This window comes from Cupriavidus sp. F041 (genome assembly GCF_057814235.1).
Genome location: NZ_JBVASY010000002.1, coordinates 1,874,475 through 1,895,056 on the forward strand (window position 1 = coordinate 1,874,475; position 20,582 = coordinate 1,895,056).

Sequence of the window (20,582 nt, forward strand, 5' to 3'; positions counted from 1 at the left end):
AAACGACAGTGCCACTAGGGACGACCGGCCAGATTCAACGACCACGATCCGTATGCTTGCCTGACGGACTTGCCGGAACGGTAGTAGCCCAGCCGGCCAGTTGCGCGGCCGGGCTACTACCGCAGCACCGGCGATCGGCGAAGCTGCCGTTGTCACTGGCGATTGCATTTACGATGCGGAGGCGCCCCATCGCACCCGATTTCGCAACGTGATTGTGCCAGTTGCCTGCCCACGACTCCGGTGCATTGACCCGCCGCGTGATGTGCTGACTGACCGGACAGGTTGCAGCCCTGCATTCGGCTGATTGGCTCGAAAAAGCCTGGCAGGTCAGGCGATGCCCATCCGGTTCGAAGACCCTATCTCCGTCTTCTCCGTCAACTGAGGTCCGACCCGACTACACCAAAATTAGGACACGCCCAGATCTCGGTGCCATATATCCCGGCACTTGCGCCTGCAGGGAGGCCTTGCAAGGATCGCGCATGCCGGGCATGCGCATCCAGCCCCCCCCTGCCTGCCTGACCGCAAGACAGACAGCAGGCGGTTGCGCAAAGCCCATTTGGCATGCAATGGCGAGTTTGCTCAGAGTATTTCTTATTATTCTGGCTGGTAGTTAATGGACTTCAGCAGCGCGGACTGTTGCTGGTATGCCTGCTTGAGGTCCGCCATCAACTCTTCCGAGGTGGCGCCCCCGCCCTGCTCCATGCCCATGTCCTTGACGCGGTTCTGCACTGCGGGTTGCTTGAAATACGCCAGCGTCACCTCGCGGATTTTTTGCTGGACTGCCGGAGCGACATCCGGGCGGGACCACACGGCGAACCAGCCTGCTTCCGCCAGTTGCGGGTAACCGAGCTCCTTGAAAGTCGGCACATCCGGCAATCCGGCAATCCGCGTCGGATAGTTCAGCGCAATCGCTTTGATCTTTCCGGCTTTGATCAGCGGCAAAGAGGTCGTCACGCCATCGAACATCAGGGGCACATGGCCGCCCATCAGGTCGTTCAATGCCGGGGGAGAGCCTTTGTAGCCCACATGGCGCATTTGCACATGCGTGAGTTGCCCGAGCAGTATGCCCGAGGTGTGGCCCTTCAGTCCCGCGGCGTAAGAAGCGAAGACGAGTCCGTCCTTTTGCGATTTGCCGTAGTCTACCAACTGCTTCAGGCTGGAGACGGGCACATCCTTGTTGGCAACCAGCACCAACCCCGTGCGACTGATCTGGGCCAGGGGCTTCAGGTCGGAAAAGGGGTTGTAATGGACCTTGTAGGCCAACGGAGCTTCGCTCACGACGCCGCCCTGGATGACCAGGAGAGTATGGCCATCCTTGCCGTTGGACTGCAGATCGCTGATCGCCAGCGCGCCGGCGGCACCGGGCTTGTTCTCTACGATGACCGGCTTGCTCAAATTTTTCTGCAGCCCTTCCGCCAGCAACCGCGCCAACGCGTCGGCACTGCCGCCGGCAGGCCCTGCCACCATCAGACGGATCGGCTTGCTGGGCCAAGCCTCCTGGGCCTGAGCCATGGGGATCCCACCGGCGACGCCAACACCGATCGCCAAGGCGTAACCGCGCCACCGGAAGTTATTGGTCTGCTTCTTCATGTCTATACCTTTTGATTGCTACGCTTTGCGTGTTTAGAAAGGTTTGTCGCCGATGACCTCGATGCCGCACTTAGCCTTCCGGCCGGGGATCTTGCAGCAGGCTTTGCGATACATTCACCCTTTGTCTAATCTTGGATCGCACCGGGTCAACCGGCTTGACCGATCACGACAAGTTGTTGCCAATTCGCGCAAACAAAGGGAAAACCCTCGCAAGATATAGCGAGCGCACTTTCAAAGACGTCTCTTGCGAGCGCTGCCAGTATCGGCCAGGGATTGAGGTTCCATGGCAGCAAGGCCTCGTCGCCGACGCTCGCGGCGAACGGGAGCGCTTTGAACAGGGCAACGAGATGCGGGTATGTACCGATGCCGTTGGCCTTGGCGGTGTCCACCAGGGAGTGCGGGTTGGCCGAAGCGTTGGCCCCGCCACGGTGTCGCAGAACAACCAGTTTCTTCTCTTTTGGAAGGGCTTCCATGGTCACCAGGCATGGCTCCTTCCAGGTCTGATGCGTTACGGGTAACAACCGACTCCTCAAGGTGTGCTGAATCTGGCCCTTATGGCGATCCAGTGCTCCCCGCGTCGGCGGATTACTGTCATAAAAGGCCAAGTTCAAGGCGTGCAAGGTAAAGCGGGAAGTGGCGCCAGGCTAGATGATCCGGTGCGAGAAGTCCTTACCGAGGGTCGTGTCGTCGAACGTGATGCCGCCTTCCTCGTGGGCCTTGACTGGTCGAGCGTTGAATTCCAAAGCGCGCACGGCGACACAAAGAAAACACCCGGCGATGCTGATGGCCAGCAGTCACCACTGCCGCCCTGGCCCGAGGCCTTGCTTCACACCGCCCACACGACAGCAGGCTGCACTATTAGTCGTGAGTTTCGAGAATCATTAGGAGACAGAATTGAACCCATGTACGAGTGACGCTACGCCGGCTGAGCCGGCTGCGGCTACCACTGGCGCCCGACCCTACGCGTGGGTCGTATTTGCATTGATGTTTTGCCTGTTACTGTCCGACTACATGTCGCGGCAGGCGATCAATGCCTTGTTTCCACTCTTGAAAGTTCAGTGGCAGATTTCCGATACGCAGCTCGGTTCGATTAGCAGCGTGGTGCCGTTGGCGGTCGGCGTGCTGACCCTCCCATTCTCCATAATCGCGGACCGCTGGGGACGAGTCAAAAGCATTGCACTGATGGTTGCGGTGTGGAGTGTTGCCACGCTCGGGTGCGCCATTGCCAGCACCTACCACGAGATGTTCGTCGCGCGCTTGTTCGTTGGTGTCGGCGAGGCTGCCTACGGAAGTGTCGGATTCGCCATGCTTGTGAGCGTCTTTCCCAAGCATATGCGGTCCACCATTGCCGGCGGCTTTACGTCTGCCGCCGCTTTTGGGTCCGTGCTCGGTGTTTCGCTTTCCGGCATCATTGCGACGCACTTTGGCTGGCGCTGGTCGATGGGTCTGATGGCGATCATTGGCTTTGTGCTGGTGATCATTTATTACTTCGTGGTCACGGAAGAAAAACTCGCAAGTGCGCAACCGGACAATGCGAACGGAACTCCGGTATACGGGCATGTGAAACTGACACCGCGTGCGTTTTTCTCTGGCCTGTTTCCGTCCCGTTCCGTCTTTTGCGCGTACCTCGGCTGCGCCCTGCAGATCTTCGTTCAGGGCACTCTTTTCGTTTGGCTGCCCAGCTACCTGAATCGCTACTGGGGCATGCCTGTCAGCGAGGCGGCCGTACTGGCGGCCGGGCTCGTCCTTGTCAGCGGCCTGGGCCAACTCATGTGCGGTGTGATGACCGATCGGATCAGCGGGGATTCGTCGCTTAAGCGGTGGAACATGGCCATTGGCTATTGCCTCGTATTAGGCACTCTGCTGGCGATCGCGTTCCGCTTGCCACAGGGTAATCTGCAACTCGCCCTCCTTGCGCCCGGGGTGTTCTTCCTTGCGAGCTCGTTCGGCACTTGCAGCGCGATCATTGCCGGGGCCACACCGCCAGCTATTCATGGCTCGGCATTTGCCACACTGACGTTGTTTAACAATATATTGGGCCTCGCAGCAGGCCCCTTTATCACCGGTATGGTAGCGGACGCGGTCGGTCTTCAAGTCGCCTTGCGCTGGCTACCGCTCGCGGCAGTTTTGCCCTTCACCGTGTTCCTCATTGGCAGATGGTGTTACATCGCGGAAACGCGACGCGGCTGAGCGCGCTGCCGGCACTCAATCCATCGTCCCCACGATCCTCCATCGCAGGGACGATGCAGGATCCCGTTGGTCGATTCAAGCACGACCATTGAATATCTCGGTTCCGAGTTGCACGAATGCTCGTACCGCTGGGGATATTTCCCGACGCCTGTGAGCTAGCGCCAGGTGCACTGAGAATTTAAAGTCGGCAATCTGTGTGTAGAAGATACCTGGCTGGGAGAAGTTCTGCATTGACTCAGGCACGATGGCCACTCCGTATCCCGCAGACGCGAGGCAAATTGCGGAGATGAAATCCTGGACGCGATATTCCAGATTAGGCGTGAACCCTCCGGCTTTGCCCAGGGCGGATAACGCAGCCCCGAATCCTTCCTCGTCCGCAAACTGAGGGACGATGAAGGATTGATCTGCTAGCGCGCGCGCTGAAACCGTCCCTCGCTTTGCAAGGGGATGGCTTCCTGTCATTGCGGCCAGCAGAGGTTCAGTCTGTACGACTTTCGTGATAACGCCAGCCGGATAGAGCCGTCTGGGCCTGACAATTCCCACATCAATCTGGCCATCGCTGAGCGCTTCGAGCTGCCTTGGCGTTTCCATTGGCACGACTTCGATCCGGACCATCTCGTGTGATTTCCGGAACTCGCTCAGCATCATGGACAAAAGGCCGCTGCTTACGCCAGATGCCACATAGCCGACACGGATGACGCCGGCCAGCCCTCGGGCAGCTAAGCGTCCCACCTGATCGGCTCGCTCAATATGCCGCAACGCAGCGACAGCCTCGGCATGGAACAGGTGCCCCGCGTCGGTAAGTGACACCGGCTTCCTTTTGTTGCGATTCAAGAGCGTGACCCCCAAATCTTGTTCAAGGCGTTGGATTTGGGTGCTGAGCCCTGATTGTGCGACGCCTAAGCGATCTGCCGCCTTCGCAAAGTGAAGCTCTTCCGCCACGGCGAGGAAGCACTGCAACTGGCGAACGTCAATCATCGTTTTAATCTCGATTTCTGAACAAAGATTACTGTCTTCCATCTGGATCATATCAAAGAATCCAGATGAAATAGCGTCATACAACATCCCGGAGAGCTAACGATGAATGCCCCGCTTCCTGCGGCAATGCTTGCCAGCAATGACGAGCCCCGTTTCCAATTGTCTGCCCACGCAGATCACCATCGCATCCTGCATTTGACCGTTGAGCGCGATGCCCTTCTTGGGTTCCTGCATGACGTACGCAAGGTCGATGTCCAGAACCTCGAGTATGTTCCCTTCATGCGCTACGAGCTCGCGGATGTACTCGCGAAGCATGTCGGCGAGGACTTCGCTACAACCGTCAACGGCATTGTGAAGGATCGGCAGCACGGTGGCTTTACGGTAGGCCTCCAGGGACTGACGACGGATGCCGACGATTTCGTTCGCTTCGGCACCGCCATTGGGCACCTCTTGGGCCCCAGCAACCACGATGCGATGTCCGGCAACTACTATGCTCGCTTCGTGGTCAAGCATACGGACGATAGCGACTCCTATTTGCGCCAAGCCTATCGACTCTTCACGATGCACACCGATGGCACCTTCGTTACCGAAGCGACGGACTGGCTGTTGATGATGAAGTTTGCAGAACAGAATGCAATCGGCGGCGAGTCCCGATTCTTGCATCTGGACGATTGGGAGGCGCGTGACCGGTTTGTCAGTCACCGTCTCGGGACGCAGCCTTTCCTCTACAAGGCACCGGGGTCCAAGAATGTGGGCGATAGGGTCGAGCGCCCGCTCTTCTTCCAGAATGCGTTTGGGTTGTCGATGTCCTTCATCGATCAGTTTGTACAGCCTCGCAATCGCGAGGAGGCTGCATTTCTCAACGACCTGTCGACCTCCATGGAGGCTTCGCCGGGAACAAAGGAAGTGTCGCTGCCCGTCGGCGATCTGGTTGTACTGAACAACTACTTCTACCTCCACGGGCGTGCGCCGTTCGAGAAGAACGAGGCGCTGTTCCGTGAGCTGATGCGCCAGCGTGGCACGTTCGCCTAATTATCGATGTGATCCGGCGTGGCTGATAGTGACAGCGGTTGGGCCTGATAGACGCTTCAAATCAAGATGACATCTCAAACAGAAGTTGCAGAAAGCCAAGCCGTTCCGAGCGCTGGAACGCCTGCCAAGCCTGCCTATGGCGCCAACCGTCAGATTCATCGACGACTACGACCGATCCTCTCTCTTGCCGATTTTGAAGTCGCGGCAAAGAGGGGGCTTCCGCGCCCGATCTTTGGCTACATTGCCGGTGCCGCGGAGGATGGAAAGTCGCTTGCCGCGAACAGGACGGCATTCGACGAGGTCAAGTTTCGTCCCAAAGTGCTTGTCGACGTGTCGGGAAGGTCGCAAGCGACTGAGATCTTTGGGCAACGTTACGCTTCTCCCTTTGGCGTGGCGCCCGTTGGAATCAGTGCGATTGCCGCTTACCGCGGCGATGTGGTCCTCGCGCAAACGGCGCGGGAAGAGCAGATACCCGCAATCATGAGCGGCACGTCCCTGATTCCGATGGAAACCGTTCAGGCGGCCGCGCCAGGTACGTGGTTTCAGGCGTACCTGCCAGGCGACGCCGCACGCAGGGACGCCCTGATCGAGCGGATTGAAGCGGCCGGGTTCGCTACGCTTGTCCTTACAGTTGATATTCCCGTTTGGGCCAACCGGGAGAATAACGTCCGTACTGGCTTCTCTTTGCCTTTGCGACCATCTGTCCGCCTGGCATTCGATGGCGTGTCTCGGCCGCGTTGGCTGGCCGGGACGTTCGCCAGAACGCTAGTTTCGAGTGGGATGCCGCATTTTGAGAATTCTTTTGCGTCTCGCGGCGCACCGATCTTGTCGGCCTCCGCTATTCGCGATACGACGGGGCGCGATCATCTGAGTTGGACGGATATCGAGCGAATCCGGCAAAGATGGCGCGGCAATCTGGTCATAAAGGGCATTTTGCATACGTCCGACGCCGAACGCGCTGTCGCCTTGGGCGCCGACGGCATCATTGTCTCGAATCACGGTGGGCGCCAATTGGACGGTGCCGTGGAACCGCTTGCTGTATTGCCGGAAATCTGTGAGGCAGTCGCGCACAAGACAACCGTCATGATGGACAGCGGTATCCGGCGAGGCGGTGATGTTCTGAAAGCGTTGGCACTGGGCGCCCGCTTTGTCTTCCTGGGGCGACCTTTTATTTACGCTGCGGCCGTTGGGGGAGCCGAGGGCGTTCGCCACGCCATCACGCTCTTGCGCGATGAGGTCGATCGAAATATGGCCATGCTGGGCGCGACGACCATCGCAGATGTGAACAATACCGTCATTGTCTAGGGCCACAGAACCCGCCGAATTGCACCGTGCTTCTCTACTCCCATGTAGCCCGCATCGCCAAACGCATGGTCCTCGTGGCCATGCGGCAATGCCTGCGCCTGCGATACGTCCGACTCGTTGGCCCTTGGGGTAGTTTGGCTCGAGCGCCGCTATCACCCGCTGCCACGGCACAACGCTTTTCATCGCCGCCAGGAAGCGCTGCCGGCGCGTTGCCCTCTTCTTACCCCGCCCTTACGCTTCTGCAAAACTGATTTGACGCTTCATTTCCGCACCTGACTGGTACACATGCTCATGACAACGCACTCAGCCGATGTCGCGACGACTCGCGCACCGATTTGATCGGCATGTTCCAGGCGTCATGTGATCGGGATTGAGCACGCGTGCCCAAACCGGCGTGCTCACGCCGCGCAGAGTCATTTGGAATTGAAGGGTGCAGGTCGCAGGCAGATGATCGGAAGCCGTGCGTGCATTCAGGGGGGAGGCGGCATTCACATCGTGGCTATGCCTGGTTCCCGGCAACATGATCTCTGTCGGCAAGATACTTCCGTCAAAGACGCGCCGCTCGTCCAGCAAGGCCTCTGCTGCGCGGCGTCTTGTTGCCGTCGCATTCGGCGAGTTGGATACCACGCTGAGCGGCTTTTGCCGACGGCTGTCGGCGCGGATCGGCGACGCCAACGCGATCGCTACCACCGCTACGGCCACCATTAATGAGATCGCGGCGCTCTTCTGCGACACACAGGGCCATGGCGTGGGACATGTGGATCCCGACGCCGCGTACAACGAAGAGCGCTGCCGACAGCGGGTCCTGAACAACCTGACCCGACTGCCAAATCACTGGGTTACGCTTTGCCGACCAAAACAGCCTGACGGCTCGCGTTTCCCAGGAAGGGGGAACATTCAAATCTCGAAAATGGACGAGCCCGTGGTCTTTCTAGCTTCCAGGTCCCGATGCGCCTGCACGGCGTCCTCCAAGGCATAGCGCTGATTGATCTCGATGCGGATGCGGCCTGCCGCCACGTGGCCGAATAGCTCATCGACCAGTTCCGCCTTCTCGGCCGGATCGGCGATGTAGTCGGCCAGGCCCGGGCGGGTCAGGTACAGCGAGCCCTTGCGGGCCAGAATTTGCGGATCGAACGGCGGGATTGTGCCGGAGGCGGTACCGACGCAAACCATCAGCCCGCGGCGCTTGAGGGAGTCTAGCGAGGACATGAACGTGGCCTTGCCCACGCTGTCGAAGACCACGGACACACCCACTCCGTCGGTCAGTTCCCGCACGCGCTTGGCCACATCCTCATGGCTGTAGTTGATCGTGTGATCGCAGCCGTGGGCGCGCGCCACTTCGGCCTTGGCATCGGTCGAAACCGTGCCAATCACCGTCAGCCCGAGCAATTTGGCCCATTGCGAAACGATCAGGCCAACACCGCCTGCTGCGGCATGCAACAGCACGGCCTCGCCCGCCACGAAAGGATAGATTCGACGCACCAGGTAAGCAGCGGACAAGCCCCGCATGGTCATGGCCGCCGCGGCTTCGCAACTGATGGCCTCCGGCAGTTTGATCAGCAGTGCGGCGGAAATCAGCCGCTCAGTGCTGTAGGCGCCCAGCGTGTTGATAAAGCCCGTGTAGGTCACACGGTCGCCGACCGCCAACTGGGTCACGCCGGCACCGACTGCCTCGACCACGCCGGCTGCCTCGTTTCCGACGCCGCTGGGCAGCGGAACCTGGTAAATGCCACCGCGGAAGTAGGTGTCAGCAAAATTCAGGCCCACGGCCACGTGGCGGACGCGGACCTCTCCCGGTCCCGGTTCGCCAACCTCAACGTCCTCGAAACGAAGGACCTCGGGCCCGCCTGTTTCGTAGAATTTAACGACTTTTGCCATGTTGTCTCCTGTTCTGTATCAAATAAGGCAGTTCGCCTGCGGCTTGCCGCTTGCTCTCGCCAAAGGACAAATGAATTTGGTGGCACAGTTGGCCAGGCTGCAGAAAATTTGCCATAGGCGGCTTGGGAAAGCCACCTATGGCCTCTCCCGGCTAGCAGTGGTGCTTAAGCGGGATCGGTTTGGATTGCTGCTGGGCTCCGCGCATTCAAGCGTCGCTGCGTATCGGCCTTGTGTTGTAGCCATTGCGGTCCGTAGGGCGCGGCTTGAATGACCAGAGGCTCCTGGTGTTCAGGCAGAAGAGAGTTGTCCAGAAAGTGCATTTGCATCTCCTTTACCCGGTTGATGTCAGAGTGTCCCTCGCGACGAGTGAATCATCTGGCCTGGCGCCACTTCCCGCTTTACCTTGCACGCCTCGAACTTGTCTTTTTATGACAATAGTCCGCTGAGGCAGAGCACTGGATCGCCGACTACCGCAGCTTCGATCTGGACGGCAACGCAAGGCAAGATTGCACCACGTGCGCGGACCCGCCGTCCAACCTGGCCTCCGCCCGACGGGAGTCATACTGAGTGCGCCGGGAGACCGGCAAGGAGTAAGTGGTGCGAGTCCACTACGATGAAGGAATAGCGAACCACATCGGCCCCGAGCCGTGCGCAGGCATCCGCGAGGATGTCGGCGAAGCGTCGGTAGGGGAGCGTGCGGGCCAGCCATTGAGCCACGATAGGACTGTCATCCTGGGTGCCGACGCGGTTCAGTACGCGGAAGGCTATACGGAGGGGCGCGTTGAGCGCGAGTGCCCCGACGACCCGGCGTGGTCGAAGACCCTGGCACGTACGGACGCTCTTTGCACGGGAACCGGGAGATCTCTCGTCTGGCCAGTCGCAGCCTGGGCTGGTCCGCGTCGGGAAGGCGAGGAGCCGTAGCCGATGATGAACAGACGGGAGAAGTCAGACTCCGCCGTATTAGCGAGGAAGCCTGCGAACAATGCCGGGAAATCGGCTGCGGAGTGGGTGGAGCGAAGGGCGGGGACCAAGGGGAACATGGGTCAGTCCAACACGTGCCGGGCGCAGAACCGGGAAAGCGTGTCACAGGGGCTGGAACGTGTACGGCAAGCTGCAAGGCAGCGGAAGAAGGAAAAGTTCACCGCGCTGCTGCATCACGTCACGGTCGACCGGCTTCGGGAGTCGTTTTATGCACTCAAACGCAACGCGGCTCCGGGAGTGGATGGCCTGACATGGCGGTACTACGAGGTAGGACTGGAAGAGCATCTCCAGCGTCTGCACACGCAAGTACTCAGCGGAGCGTATCGGGCACTGCCCGTTCGACGGCAGTACATACCCAAGCCGGACGGCAAAAAGCGCCCATTGGGGATTGCCGCACTGGAAGACAAGATCGTCCAGCGCGCGGTGGTTGAAGTGCTAAATGCGATCTACGAGGAAGACTTTCTCGGTTTCTCGTATGGGTTCCGACCTGGACGCAGTCAGCATGATGCGCTGGACGCGTTGGCAACGGCCATCATCCGCACCCCGGTGAACTGGATTTTAGACGCCGACATCCGGAGCTTCTTTGACTCGGTCAGCCAGGACTGGCTGGTTCGGTTCATGGAGCATCGGATCGGCGACGAGCGCATCATTCGTCTTGTGCAGAAATGGCTCAAGGCGGGCGCTCTGGAGAAAGGAGAACTGAGCGTCAGTGAAACAGGTACACCGCAGGGCTCGGTGGCATCGCCACTGTTCGCGAACGTGTATCTGCACTACGTGTTTGATCTCTGGGCCAACCGGTGGCGACGGCGGGAAGCTAAAGGCAACGTCATCATTCTGCGGTACGCGGATGATATCGTGGTCGGCTTCGAGCACGAAGCCGACGCGCGGCGATTCTGGGACGCGATGCGACTGAGGCTGGCGGAGTTCTCGCTTGCGCTTCACCCGGACAAGACGAGGCTGCTGGAGTTTGGCCGCTACGCAGCGGTCAACCGCCAGAGTCGAGGCCTTGGCCGACCGGAGACCTTTGCCTTCCTGGGTTTCATCTTTATCTGCGGACGATCGCGCGGTGGTGCCTTTCAGTTGCAGCGAAAGACCCGAGGCGATCGAATGCGGGCGAAGCTCAGGCAGGTCAAGGAGGAACTCCGCAGGCGCATGCACGACCCGATTCCTGCACAGGGACGTTGGCTCAAGCAGGTGGTGCGCGGCTACTTCGCATATCACGCTGTACCCACGAACTCGCGAGTGCTTGGTGCATTCCGCTATCACGTCACTGACCTATGGCGGCGCACGCTCCGGCGACGCAGCCAGAAGGACGCAATGACATGGGAGCGAATGAACCGGCTCGCAGATGCTTGGCTCCCGCAACCTCGAATCCTCCATCCATGGCCCGATCAGCGCTTCGCCGTCAAACACCCGAGGTAGGAGCCCGGTGCCCGAATTGGGCACGCCGGGATCTGTGCGGGGGGTGCTCAGTAATGGGCATTCCTACCGCGATCTTTCGCGAAAGCGGGCAACTAGCGGTCGCCCTGCTGCCCGACGTACCAAGCTCTCCGGAACGCGGATATACTGAATTGAACTCCCCCGCCGTGGATCGGCATGCGGGTGCCCGGCCGCACGGCGAAACGACCACCAGGCGCATTCATCACGAAGTGAGGTCGTCTGGCACACCGCGGCGGTTCGCGAAAGGCTGCGTTCGCCGGGATTCGAGCCCGCGCCAGACAGCACCCTGGATGAGCAGCAGTGCGACCTGAAAGCACAGTCCGTATCGAACAGGGAAATCGAGCGGCGCTTCGGCATCAGGCCGGACTGAACCTGCGGTCGCCACTAACCGCGCAGCATTGCCCCAACGAAACTACATCAAGAGAAGGAATGAAGATGGCCAATGGCTTTGACACGGAGTTTTTTGCCGAGCGCTTCGGCCTGCGCGGTCTGACCGCAATCGTCACCGGCGCTGGCTCGGGACTTGGGCGGCAGGCGGCAAGGACGCTGGCCGCCACCGGCGCGCATATCGCCCTGCTGGGCAGGCGGCCGGAGCCGCTGCAGGAAACTGCAAAACTGATCGCACAGGCCGGCGGTACGGCACGGGCCTTTCCCGTCGATGTTGCCGACCAGGAAGCCGTGCGCCTTGCCTTGGATGAAATCCAGCAAAGCATGCCGCCGCTATGGGCGCTTGTGAACAATGCGGGCGTCGGAGGGCGCGCGGCGCTGCTCGACGTGGACGAGAAGATGTTCGACCGGGTATTCGACGTGAACACGAAGGCCGCGTTGCTGATGTCTACCGCCTTCGCACGCCGGCTCATCGACAGGCAGCTGCCGGGACGCATCATCAATATATGCTCGCTCGCCGCGCAGACGCACTCGCCGCACCTCGGCATCTACGGCGCCAGCAAGGCGGCGCTGGAGCATCTGACCCGCACGATGGCCCATGAATTGGCGTGCCACGGTATCAACGTCAACGCCATCAATCCCGGCTTCATCGAGACTGACATCAACCGCGCCATGTTCCAGAGCCCCGCGGGCAGGAAGATCGTTGAGGGTCTGCCTCGCCGCCGCCTCGGCACGCCCGCGGCGCTCGATGGCGCGCTGCTGATGCTCGCTTCGCCGGCCAGCGCATTCATGACCGGCTCGACGCTCGTCGTGGATGATGGGCAACGCTTCAGCATCGGCTAAGTCCAGCCTCTGCCGCCATTTCGTGACGCCGCAACCGAAACGGTGGCCGAGCCATCTGGAGATGGCGCTGAGAGAGGCGAAACCTAGCGGCGCCGCGGCTTCGGACAGTCGCCGCGCCTGATTCTCGATATAGCGGCATGCGCGGTCTGTGCAACTGCCACCTTGATGGCAGGCTTGTCCGGATCGAAGCATGGACCAGCGCGACGGATCATCCGCCGTTGGCGGCATGGCAGGTTGGCCCAGGTAACGCCCGGGCGAACCACGTCCTTGACGGCGCAGGATGATCCTCGGTTGAATCGTGCAACGGCTTCTTCGCCATGGCACACATCTCCAATTGTTCCGTTGGAGACATTACGCGCCACCGCAGAAGCGGTTGCCCTGTTTTAGTGATTTCTCAATACTTGAATTCTGGCGGGCGTAGCCAAAGTTGCTTGTCCTCCACGACGACTTCATAGGTGCGGATATACAAGCTCGGAGATGCAGTGCACTGGCCGTTGCGAATGTCAAATCGCAAGCCGTGTGCAGGGCAGCTGATAACGTGCTCAACACACGAACCTCCTGCCATGGAGGCTCCCGCATGCGGGCAACTGTTTTCCATGGCAAAGAATTGGCCGCCAAGGTTGAACACGATTGCCGATTGACCGTCTTGTAACAAGACCAGTTTGCGTGCGCCTGGCGCCAGCGACTCCGGAGGCCCGACCAGAATCCATTCGGAATCAGGCATCGGATTTGCACTCGCTGTTCAAACGCTTGGCCGCCACGGCTTTCTGCATGATATGAATCAACTCGCTTGCTGGAGCTGCGCCAGTGACCGGCCACTGCCCATTGAAGACGAGATGAGGAACCCCTCCTGCATGGCCGGCCCCCATTGAAGACCGGAGCGGAGAGGACGCCCTGGCATCCCAACTGAACCCTGACGATTGAGCCAGGGCCTGCAGTGTCTCTGTCGAACCGATGTCTTGCCCTTGGGAGAAGAACGCACAGTAGATGGACTCTACCAACTGGTACATGGCCTCCGGCACCAGCTTGGACTGGGCCGCATTGACCAAGGCACATGCCAGCGCCGAATTCGGGAAGGTCGCAATGTTTTCGAAGTTCAACGATAGATCGACCGATTCGGCCACAGCGCGAATCTGTGCGCGGCGCATCGCCACAGCCCGTTGGCCACCAAGCCTTGCTTCATAGAATTCTTGGTACGGAATGCCTTGCGCAGGAATCTGCGGCAGCAAAGCATTGGCATGCCATATCGTCTCCAGCTCCAAACCAGGATGCTGCTGCCGAAAGCCTGCCCATGCTGAACGCAGATTGCGCAACCCAATCCAGCACCAGGGGCAAATCAGGTCAAGGTAAAAATCAACGCGCAGAGCTTGCGGCGATGTGGTGGCAGGAACCCCACCCGAAAGTTCAGAGAAATTCACGCAATAATTCCTTAGCGCCCGGCCAGGGGCCGTATCCAGATGCAGGGTTGATGTGACCGCCATTCCCAGGATCATCAAGGCGAGAACTCCGGTCATCCGCCAAATGAACGACCCGCTCGAACCTGGCCAAGGCATCGGGACGGCTGGCTGCCATCAGGCTGGGAAATGGCAGCTTTGTCCTGGACAGGCCGCAATGCCGCGCACGGCACATCCTATTCTTCGAGCCTGATTCCTGCGTCGTTGGCGATCTTCGTCCAGACTTGCAGATCATTCCGGACGATCTCGCCCAACTGCGCGGAGGACTTTACAGGAGGCGGCTCGAAGTTCAGTTTCTTCATCAGGGCCGCAATCTCGGGCAACGCCTGCACCTTGTTGACCTCATCGGCCAGCCGCTTCACGATCGCCGGACTAGTTCCGGCCGGCGCGAACATGCCGAACCATCCCACCGTATTGAACTTGTAACCCTGTTCACCCATCGTTTTGACGTCGGCGAGCTGGGGAGACCGCACGTTGCCTACAATGGCAATGCCGCGCACCTTCCCGGATTGCAGGAACGGAACCGCCACGCTGGGATCGGTCCAGCCGATCTTCAGCACCCCCGATGATAGTTCGGTAAGCAGTTGACTGGATGTCCGATATGCGACGTGTTCGGTCTTCATGCCGGTCTGCTTCTTTAGCCACTCCATCGTCAAGTGCGCGGACGAGCCGGTGGCCCAGCTGCCATAGCTGTACTTATCCGGATTCGCCTTCACGAGCGCGATGAGTCCAGGCAAGTCGTGCACCGGCAGATCCGGGCTCACCAGCAGCAACACCCCACCCACAGCTGTCTGCGCGATCGGCACGAGGCTCTTTCTTGCCTCCTGGGAAATGGGCTTGATGACGGCCGGCGCAACCACCATGTTGGATGCCGTTGTGTAGAGAATCGTGTAGCCATCGGGCGCCGCCTTGAGGACGGCGTTGGTCCCGATCACCCCACTGCCGCCCGGCCGGTTCTCCACGACCACAGATTGCTTCAGCGCTTCGGAAAGGCGCCGCGCCATGACCCGCGCCAGCGCGTCGGTTCCCGATCCGGGAGACGACGGCACGATCATTTGAATCGGGCGCGCTGGCCAGGCTTCCTGTGCCTGGACAGGGCCTGGCGCGCACAAGGCAATGATTGTCTCGGCGCACAACGCAGCTGCGAGCAGCTTTTTCAGTAATGACATCGTCTCCCCCATGTTTTCTGGACTATCACCCAGCCTGCCAAGTGCTGCCTGCCTCACCAACCAACTGTGCGACAAGCGACTTCTACCGGCTCAGGCTATCGTGAGCACGATCATAGCAGCCATAAATTTTAATGTCGACATTATTGTATTGACCGGTAGATGGCACGTAAATCCGCTGGTGCCGCACGCCAGCGTGCAAAAAAACAAACAGCCTGCCGTCGTCCGGCTGGGAAGGACTACATCCGGCGGCGCCTCCCATGAGGCATGGGGGTGCTACCGCAAATCCTTCGATTCGCATGTCAGGTGGGCCAATGCGTGAATTTGCGAATGTGCAGGCCGTTGAGTACGGCACATCTCACCTGCTACAAGACATTGGCCCCCGCCATCGTCCAGCGCATGCAACCGTCCTCCGGATGTGTCTCCGAAGTTCCCACCGGATATGATCAAGCGCTCACGTGACGAGCTTCAATTCACTATTCAGCGTTGGCTGACAACAACATGCGAATTAAGCGGCATCTATTTCAGATGTAGATGTGTTTAAATTCACCCTTCGCAGCGTCGCTGCACCACTTACGCGCACGCTGCGTGAAACCGGAATGGGCACCCCCGCACAGTTCCGGTTTTTTTTCACATCCTGCGTTCCCATGCGGCAGGCAGGAAGCCCTCCACAGGGCTGCAACGGATAATCCATCGCCCCCCTCGGGTCTGTGGAAGGCCCGCCTCCTCAAGCGCCCTAGACATCCCCTCCCGCGCCTGCCACTTCACTCCTGAGTCGAAGCGATGCACCGATGCGCTTGAAAGGTTCAGGCGGCATCCAGCCTGGACGGCTGTTTGCCATGATGAAGTCAAGCTCCCTGCTCCGCATGCCGTTCATGTATTCGGCCATGAAGTGGCCGAGATACGTGCCCTTGACGACGCCGACACCGTTGCACCCCACGGTGCTGAAGAAGTTGTCCCCATCCTTGCGGAACACGGAGTGATGGTTGAGCGTCATGCTGATGAGCCCGCCCCATGTGTATCCGAAGCGCTTTCCGGCAATGGAGGGAAAGCGCGCCTCGAATGACCTGCGGTGCTTTACCCATGCGTCCTGCAGGCAGATGTCGCTGCTACGCAGCGCAGGCTGAAGGTGAAATGTGTTGCGCACAAAGATGCGCCCGTCAGGGGTATAGCGGACGGTGGTTCCGGCCGGGTGCGCCGATGTGGTACCCCAGGGCCGTACCCCGCTGAAATGGGTCGAGACTTCGCTGTCGGATAGCGGTTCGGTCAAGCTCGCATAGGTGAAGAGTGAAGCCAGCCGGCTCCCGACGCGGCCGAATGCCTCGCTGAAACTGCCGACGGCTAGCGCCAGCATGTCAGCGCGCAAGGTGCCGCCCAGGAACTTCAGGGTATGAACTGGCCCGTAGTCGCAGGCCACTACCGGGCTCGCCGCGAACAGCGTGACTGATTCCGGCAGCGCCGCGGCCAGACCGCGAACCAGGCCCGCTGGGTTTACCAGCACGTTGCCGGGTGTATAGACCGCCGCCTTGTAATAGCCGGTGCCGAGCCGCCGGGAGAGGGCCTGTCCTTCCACGACTTCATATTCGAAGCCAGCGGCCTTCAGGGCGTCGGCAAAGCACTCGAGCCTGGCAAGATTGCCTTCCTCGTGCGCCGACATGTATTTCCCCGCGTCGTGCCAGCCGCAATCGATGCGGTATCGTTCTTTCAGGCTGCGCAACTGGCCGATGGCAAAATTGTTCAGCGTGAACAACTGGCGCTCGTATTCGACGTCCTGCTGTCCGCCATCCACGTTGTGCGGCACGTCGATCAGGAAGCCCGCGTTGCGGCCCGAGGTGCCCTGGCCGATCTCGAGTGCGTCGATGAGGGCGATCCTTGCCTGCGGACGGATTTCCGCCAGCCGGCGTGCCAGCGAGATGCCGGTGAATCCGGCCCCTACGATGGCAACATCGAAATGCTGCTCCCCCTTGAGGCGCGCTCCGAGACTGGAATGACGGGAAGGTGATGATTCATACCAGCCGAGATCACCGTCGATGGCTGGTCGTTTGCGTATGGATTGCATTGATAAATTGGCTGCCCGGGAGGAGCAGGCGCCATTCTATACAGATAGTGAGCCTGACATGGCGACTGGCAGCGGGAATCAAGGTTGGCCGGCCACGGCCGTCCGGTGCCATCCCCCGAAGCGTCCGGGGATGTCGGGCCTTCTTAGTCCGAGAAATTCAGCACTCTGGCCGACGCCGGCGCCACCGCTCACAGCGGCCCGGGAAGCGCCTTCAGGCCGATCCAGAGCACCCCGATGACGACATTGACCGGCACGCTGAGCACACCGGGCACGTAGAAGAGCGCTGACAGGCCAGGCGCGCGCAGCATCAGTTCGACCACGCAACCCAAGGCGCAGAAGGACAGCCCGCACCAGAGCCAGCGCCGCATATAGGTCAGCAGCCAGTGCGCGTGCGCCTGGTTGAAACGCCAGGCGACGGTGCGTTCGACGAGATTGCCCCGGCTGACGTCGCGGAACAGCCAGCCGAAGAAAAAGTAGCGGTACAGCATGGTGCGAAAGGCTAGCTCTTGCATGATGACTCCTTCAGCCGCGCCTGTCCGTAGTTCGCCTGGCCCAGCGCTGAATGGTGCCAGTCCCTGCATCTCCACCCCCACCTGTGTCCGGGACGCAATAGCGGAGAAGATACGCACGGCCAAAAGCGCCTCGGGCTGCCTCGCGCCTGGGCTTCCACGCCCTAAGTACACGCTGGTCACCCCTGGATAGTGGTGTCATACCCCATATGACCTGGCCGATACCGCTTAGTCACACGGCAAGTGCCATCATTGCACGGCCCATGATCGACCACGAAGCAGGCACAGCGGCCGGGAAAATGGCGTGAGTCTACAGCCCGGTCTGCGTGTTCTCGACGCAAGCCTTTGCGTAGGCAATGGCTTCGCGGATCGCTTCTTCCTTGCTGCCGAATCGGGTTTTCATCTTGTGCCGCAAGCCCGGGATGAACTCGTTGGTGTGATCGATCTTCCGCTCGAACAATACTGATGCCTGCCAAATCCCGCCATGTGACTCCCAGACCGTGCAGTGGCAGTGGTAATCCCCTTCTTCGACAAAGACATGGCTCGACACGGCAATCTCCCATCGTTACTCATGGATCATGGATCATGGAGTGGGCAGAAAATCACTAGCCATTTTCCTACTCATCACCCAAGCCAAACAGATGCACGGTGTCCCGGTGTCGCCGGTGAGCTACCAGCGCCAAGCACAGGCCTGCGATTGAGAACCCCAAGGCCCAGCCGATAGTCCGCCGCATCTTCGCGGCCTGTTCGGCCCGGTAGCGGGAGTCCGCGGCTACGCGCACGCCCTCCCAAAACTCGGTTTCCTGGTTGCCGTTTTCGACTATCGCCATGTCTGCCTCCCTGTATGGATGTCGGAGAGCTTTATGGAGGAAATCGTAGCATGTGACACCTGACCACGCAGACCATCCACTGCAAATCCGGCACCTGATGGACCTGCCCCCGCTGCCGGGCAGGCTGCCCGTCAGCTCGCAGCGCGAGAATCCGGCATCTCAGGGCGCGATATTGCCGGGAGCGCTACGATCCATGCAGCGAAATTGGATTGCCAACACAAGGCCCCCGGCCATGGAGACAACGTTTCATTCATGCCGCGGCAAATGCGCGCTCGCCCAATACCTTGTTCAATCGATTGTTCAAAATATCCAGGGATGTGAACCCCATCGCCAGAAGTTGCAACTGCCCTCGATCTTCGACGAGCAAACTCGGGAAACTTGATATACCCCAGCTACGGGCGAGGGCAAAATCCGCCTGCGTCGCTTGCTTCACACTATCGGATTCGAAGAGATCGCGAAATGCTTGCTTCGATACATCGAGGCCGCCGTCTGCGAGGGCGCCGGCTGCCACTTCGACCAGGACATCCGTTGCCGTGGTATCTCGGGCATCAATGTAGAATGCTCGCTGCAGAGTACGAAATAGCGGAAGCGGATTCTGTCCTGGAGCGAATGCGCGCGCGGTTACCACCGCTCGGCAGATGGGTTCCGTGTCGTATACAAAGCCTTCGCGAGCCAGGAACCCCTTGCGGTTGAATTGAAGACCGCTAGCCTGCTCCACGCGCGTCCAGTGTTGAAGGCGGAAGCGTTTGCCGGCGTCGTCCAGAATGTCCGTTGCCCCTGCGCGAATGCCGCCCACTACAATTTTCAGGGGGAGGTCCGGGCTTGTTTCCGTGAGTTCCGTCAGAATATTTCCAAATCCGTAACACCACGAACACATCGGGTCGCCAACGTAGATCAACTGCATCGAGTTCTCCTGAATGAAGGGCTGATTGCAATGCGTGTCCAGCCCGGGGACTCCAATCTATTGGATGGGCCGGCACCGATAAACGCCCCTCGCGACATAACAGTCGTTACATGCCCGCAAAACGATGAAACGCAAATTCGATGACCTTCAGCTCGGCAGCATCGAGCTCTTCTGTCTTGCCGCAGAACTCAGCAGTTTTACGGCAGCAGCGATTGCTACCAGCGTGACGCCGGCAGCAGTAAGCCGCTCCGTTTCCCGCCTGGAATCGCGCCTGGGCGTACGCCTCTTTGTCAGGACGACACGACAGATCAGGCTGACGGATGAAGGCCGGATCTATTTCGAGCAATCTCGCAACGCGCTGGCACAACTGGTCGATGCCGAGCGGCAAGTGAGCGGTCAACACGGGAGTCCGGCAGGCCTGCTGCGCATCAGCCTGCCAACCCCATATGCGCACTACCGGGTGCTACCGGTACTGCCGGAATTCCATCGGCGCTTCCCCGATGTTTCCGTCGAAACCCATATCAGCAATCGCAACGTCGAATTCGCAGACGACGTCTATGATCTGTCGGTCCGTGGCAAGGCGCCAGAGGACTCCACTCTCATCGCCAGGAAACTGGAGGACGCGGAACTCGTTGTCGTCGCTACGCCGGGCTATCTCAAGCGCGCGGGCAAACCGACGACGCTCGACGAGCTGCACACGCATGAGTGCATTCAGTTCGATGTTCCCAGCAGCGGACGCCGGTTGGCCTGGACCTTCAATCATGAAGGGAAACACATCGACATCGCGACAACAGGAAGCTACGGATGCTCCGAGGACGTGCTCGGTGGAGCCACGTTAGCGCGCGCAGGAGCGGGATTGTTTCAGACCTATCGATTCGTGGTGGAATCTGACCTGCGCGAGGGGAATCTGGTGGAGGTGTTGCCGGAGTATGGCGGGGCCACCCGGCCGTTCATCCTGCTCTACCCGCACGCGCGCCATTTGTCGCTGCGCGTGCGAGCCTTCGTCGATTTCCTGGTGGAGAAGTTCGCGCACTGA

At 60.0% G+C, this 20,582-nt stretch carries 18 protein-coding genes and 2 pseudogenes; 6 read left to right on the plus strand and 14 right to left on the minus strand.

The features are described 5' to 3' along the window. Positions 1 to 594: 594 nt before the first annotated feature. Together ACZY0R_RS25905 and ACZY0R_RS25910 are read right to left on the minus strand one after the other, a co-directional pair. Complete coding sequence (locus tag ACZY0R_RS25905; RefSeq protein ID WP_488862355.1) at positions 595 to 1,590, minus strand: Bug family tripartite tricarboxylate transporter substrate binding protein; 996 nt, start codon at positions 1,588 to 1,590, stop codon at positions 595 to 597. 269 nt (positions 1,591 to 1,859) lie between these two features. Then, positions 1,860 to 2,044 (minus strand): annotated as a pseudogene (locus ACZY0R_RS25910) (IS66 family transposase); the annotation flags it as partial. A gap of 530 nt (positions 2,045 to 2,574) precedes the next feature. Here ACZY0R_RS25910 and ACZY0R_RS25915 point away from each other — a divergent pair. Beyond that, the gene (locus tag ACZY0R_RS25915; protein WP_488866170.1) at positions 2,575 to 3,780 is read left to right on the plus strand and encodes an MFS transporter; all 1,206 of its coding nucleotides are present in this window, start codon (positions 2,575 to 2,577) and stop codon (positions 3,778 to 3,780) included. A 75-nt stretch (positions 3,781 to 3,855) separates the two neighbouring features. Here ACZY0R_RS25915 and ACZY0R_RS25920 read toward each other — a convergent pair whose 3' ends face one another. Continuing rightward, entirely contained in the window at positions 3,856 to 4,809 is a 954-nt protein-coding gene (locus ACZY0R_RS25920; RefSeq protein ID WP_488862357.1) for a LysR family transcriptional regulator, read from the minus strand. Positions 4,810 to 4,860: 51 nt separating this feature from the next. On the opposite strand from ACZY0R_RS25920, the gene glaH reads away from it, so the two are divergent. Then, on the plus strand, positions 4,861 to 5,790 hold the full coding sequence (gene glaH, locus ACZY0R_RS25925) for a glutarate dioxygenase GlaH (RefSeq protein ID WP_488862359.1): 930 nt from the start codon (positions 4,861 to 4,863) through the stop codon (positions 5,788 to 5,790). A gap of 66 nt (positions 5,791 to 5,856) precedes the next feature. Continuing rightward, complete coding sequence (locus tag ACZY0R_RS25930; RefSeq protein ID WP_488862361.1) at positions 5,857 to 7,095, plus strand: alpha-hydroxy acid oxidase; 1,239 nt, start codon at positions 5,857 to 5,859, stop codon at positions 7,093 to 7,095. A gap of 114 nt (positions 7,096 to 7,209) precedes the next feature. Here ACZY0R_RS25930 and ACZY0R_RS25935 read toward each other — a convergent pair. Further along, positions 7,210 to 7,359: pseudogene (locus tag ACZY0R_RS25935) on the minus strand (IS5/IS1182 family transposase); the annotation flags it as partial. Between the two features lie 633 nt (positions 7,360 to 7,992). Further along, positions 7,993 to 8,973 carry a quinone oxidoreductase family protein gene (locus ACZY0R_RS25940; RefSeq protein ID WP_488862363.1) on the minus strand — a complete coding sequence of 327 codons (981 nt, stop codon included), beginning with the start codon at positions 8,971 to 8,973 and terminating at the stop codon, positions 7,993 to 7,995. Between the two features lie 924 nt (positions 8,974 to 9,897). Between ACZY0R_RS25940 and ltrA the strand changes: the two genes are divergently transcribed. After that, the gene (gene ltrA, locus ACZY0R_RS25945) at positions 9,898 to 11,376 is read left to right on the plus strand and encodes a group II intron reverse transcriptase/maturase (RefSeq protein WP_488862365.1); all 1,479 of its coding nucleotides are present in this window, start codon (positions 9,898 to 9,900) and stop codon (positions 11,374 to 11,376) included. A 318-nt stretch (positions 11,377 to 11,694) separates the two neighbouring features. Beyond that, the gene (locus ACZY0R_RS25950; protein WP_488862367.1) at positions 11,695 to 12,624 is read left to right on the plus strand and encodes an SDR family NAD(P)-dependent oxidoreductase; all 930 of its coding nucleotides are present in this window, start codon (positions 11,695 to 11,697) and stop codon (positions 12,622 to 12,624) included. Positions 12,625 to 13,018: 394 nt separating this feature from the next. On the opposite strand, the gene ACZY0R_RS25955 is transcribed toward ACZY0R_RS25950, so the two are convergent. The 9 genes from ACZY0R_RS25955 to ACZY0R_RS25995 all read right to left on the minus strand — a co-directional run bounded on the left by ACZY0R_RS25955 (position 13,019) and on the right by ACZY0R_RS25995 (position 19,546). Beyond that, a complete protein-coding gene (locus ACZY0R_RS25955) occupies positions 13,019 to 13,348 on the minus strand; it encodes a Rieske (2Fe-2S) protein (RefSeq protein ID WP_488862369.1) in 330 nt (109 codons plus the stop codon). Further along, positions 13,341 to 14,117 (minus strand): DsbA family protein, encoded by a 777-nt coding sequence (locus ACZY0R_RS25960; protein WP_488866172.1) that lies wholly within the window; start codon positions 14,115 to 14,117, stop codon positions 13,341 to 13,343. The genes ACZY0R_RS25955 and ACZY0R_RS25960 overlap by 8 nt, the downstream gene beginning before the upstream one ends. Further along, entirely contained in the window at positions 14,029 to 14,313 is a 285-nt protein-coding gene (locus tag ACZY0R_RS25965) for an RBBP9/YdeN family alpha/beta hydrolase (protein ID WP_488862371.1), read from the minus strand. The genes ACZY0R_RS25960 and ACZY0R_RS25965 overlap by 89 nt, the downstream gene beginning before the upstream one ends. Beyond that, positions 14,255 to 15,247, minus strand: a complete 993-nt coding sequence (locus ACZY0R_RS25970; RefSeq protein WP_488862373.1) for a Bug family tripartite tricarboxylate transporter substrate binding protein — start codon at positions 15,245 to 15,247, stop codon at positions 14,255 to 14,257. Before ACZY0R_RS25970 ends, ACZY0R_RS25965 begins: the two co-directional genes overlap by 59 nt. 733 nt (positions 15,248 to 15,980) lie before the next feature. Then, complete coding sequence (locus ACZY0R_RS25975) at positions 15,981 to 17,303, minus strand: NAD(P)/FAD-dependent oxidoreductase (RefSeq protein WP_488862375.1); 1,323 nt, start codon at positions 17,301 to 17,303, stop codon at positions 15,981 to 15,983. 188 nt (positions 17,304 to 17,491) lie between these two features. Next, positions 17,492 to 17,815, minus strand: a complete 324-nt coding sequence (locus ACZY0R_RS25980; protein ID WP_488862377.1) for a hypothetical protein — start codon at positions 17,813 to 17,815, stop codon at positions 17,492 to 17,494. Between the two features lie 307 nt (positions 17,816 to 18,122). Then, complete coding sequence (locus tag ACZY0R_RS25985) at positions 18,123 to 18,362, minus strand: hypothetical protein (protein WP_035862182.1); 240 nt, start codon at positions 18,360 to 18,362, stop codon at positions 18,123 to 18,125. A 67-nt stretch (positions 18,363 to 18,429) separates the two neighbouring features. After that, the gene (locus tag ACZY0R_RS25990; protein WP_045240967.1) at positions 18,430 to 18,642 is read right to left on the minus strand and encodes a hypothetical protein; all 213 of its coding nucleotides are present in this window, start codon (positions 18,640 to 18,642) and stop codon (positions 18,430 to 18,432) included. Positions 18,643 to 18,892: 250 nt separating this feature from the next. After that, on the minus strand, positions 18,893 to 19,546 hold the full coding sequence (locus ACZY0R_RS25995; RefSeq protein WP_488862380.1) for a DsbA family protein: 654 nt from the start codon (positions 19,544 to 19,546) through the stop codon (positions 18,893 to 18,895). Between the two features lie 124 nt (positions 19,547 to 19,670). Between ACZY0R_RS25995 and ACZY0R_RS26000 the strand changes: the two genes are divergently transcribed. Then, positions 19,671 to 20,582: a LysR family transcriptional regulator gene (locus ACZY0R_RS26000; RefSeq protein ID WP_488862382.1), complete on the plus strand. Its 912-nt coding sequence runs from the start codon at positions 19,671 to 19,673 to the stop codon at positions 20,580 to 20,582.

Excerpts from the sequence above, each read along its gene's own strand:
- ACZY0R_RS25905 (WP_488862355.1), bottom strand. The coding sequence starts at position 1,590 with ATGAAGAAGCAGACCAATAACTTCCGGTGGCGCGGTTACGCCTTGGCG.
- ACZY0R_RS25915 (WP_488866170.1), top strand. The coding sequence starts at position 2,575 with ATGTTTTGCCTGTTACTGTCCGACTACATGTCGCGGCAGGCGATCAAT.
- ACZY0R_RS25920 (WP_488862357.1), bottom strand. The coding sequence starts at position 4,809 with ATGATCCAGATGGAAGACAGTAATCTTTGTTCAGAAATCGAGATTAAA.
- glaH (WP_488862359.1), top strand. The coding sequence starts at position 4,861 with ATGAATGCCCCGCTTCCTGCGGCAATGCTTGCCAGCAATGACGAGCCC.
- ACZY0R_RS25930 (WP_488862361.1), top strand. The coding sequence starts at position 5,857 with ATGACATCTCAAACAGAAGTTGCAGAAAGCCAAGCCGTTCCGAGCGCT.
- ACZY0R_RS25940 (WP_488862363.1), bottom strand. The coding sequence starts at position 8,973 with ATGGCAAAAGTCGTTAAATTCTACGAAACAGGCGGGCCCGAGGTCCTT.
- ltrA (WP_488862365.1), top strand. The coding sequence starts at position 9,898 with ATGATGAACAGACGGGAGAAGTCAGACTCCGCCGTATTAGCGAGGAAG.
- ACZY0R_RS25955 (WP_488862369.1), bottom strand. The coding sequence starts at position 13,348 with ATGCCTGATTCCGAATGGATTCTGGTCGGGCCTCCGGAGTCGCTGGCG.
- ACZY0R_RS25960 (WP_488866172.1), bottom strand. The coding sequence starts at position 14,117 with ATGATCCTGGGAATGGCGGTCACATCAACCCTGCATCTGGATACGGCC.
- ACZY0R_RS25965 (WP_488862371.1), bottom strand. The coding sequence starts at position 14,313 with ATGATCTGCAAGTCTGGACGAAGATCGCCAACGACGCAGGAATCAGGC.
- ACZY0R_RS25970 (WP_488862373.1), bottom strand. The coding sequence starts at position 15,247 with ATGTCATTACTGAAAAAGCTGCTCGCAGCTGCGTTGTGCGCCGAGACA.
- ACZY0R_RS25975 (WP_488862375.1), bottom strand. The coding sequence starts at position 17,303 with ATGCAATCCATACGCAAACGACCAGCCATCGACGGTGATCTCGGCTGG.
- ACZY0R_RS25980 (WP_488862377.1), bottom strand. The coding sequence starts at position 17,815 with ATGCAAGAGCTAGCCTTTCGCACCATGCTGTACCGCTACTTTTTCTTC.
- ACZY0R_RS25990 (WP_045240967.1), bottom strand. The coding sequence starts at position 18,642 with ATGGCGATAGTCGAAAACGGCAACCAGGAAACCGAGTTTTGGGAGGGC.
- ACZY0R_RS25995 (WP_488862380.1), bottom strand. The coding sequence starts at position 19,546 with ATGCAGTTGATCTACGTTGGCGACCCGATGTGTTCGTGGTGTTACGGA.
- ACZY0R_RS26000 (WP_488862382.1), top strand. The coding sequence starts at position 19,671 with ATGAAACGCAAATTCGATGACCTTCAGCTCGGCAGCATCGAGCTCTTC.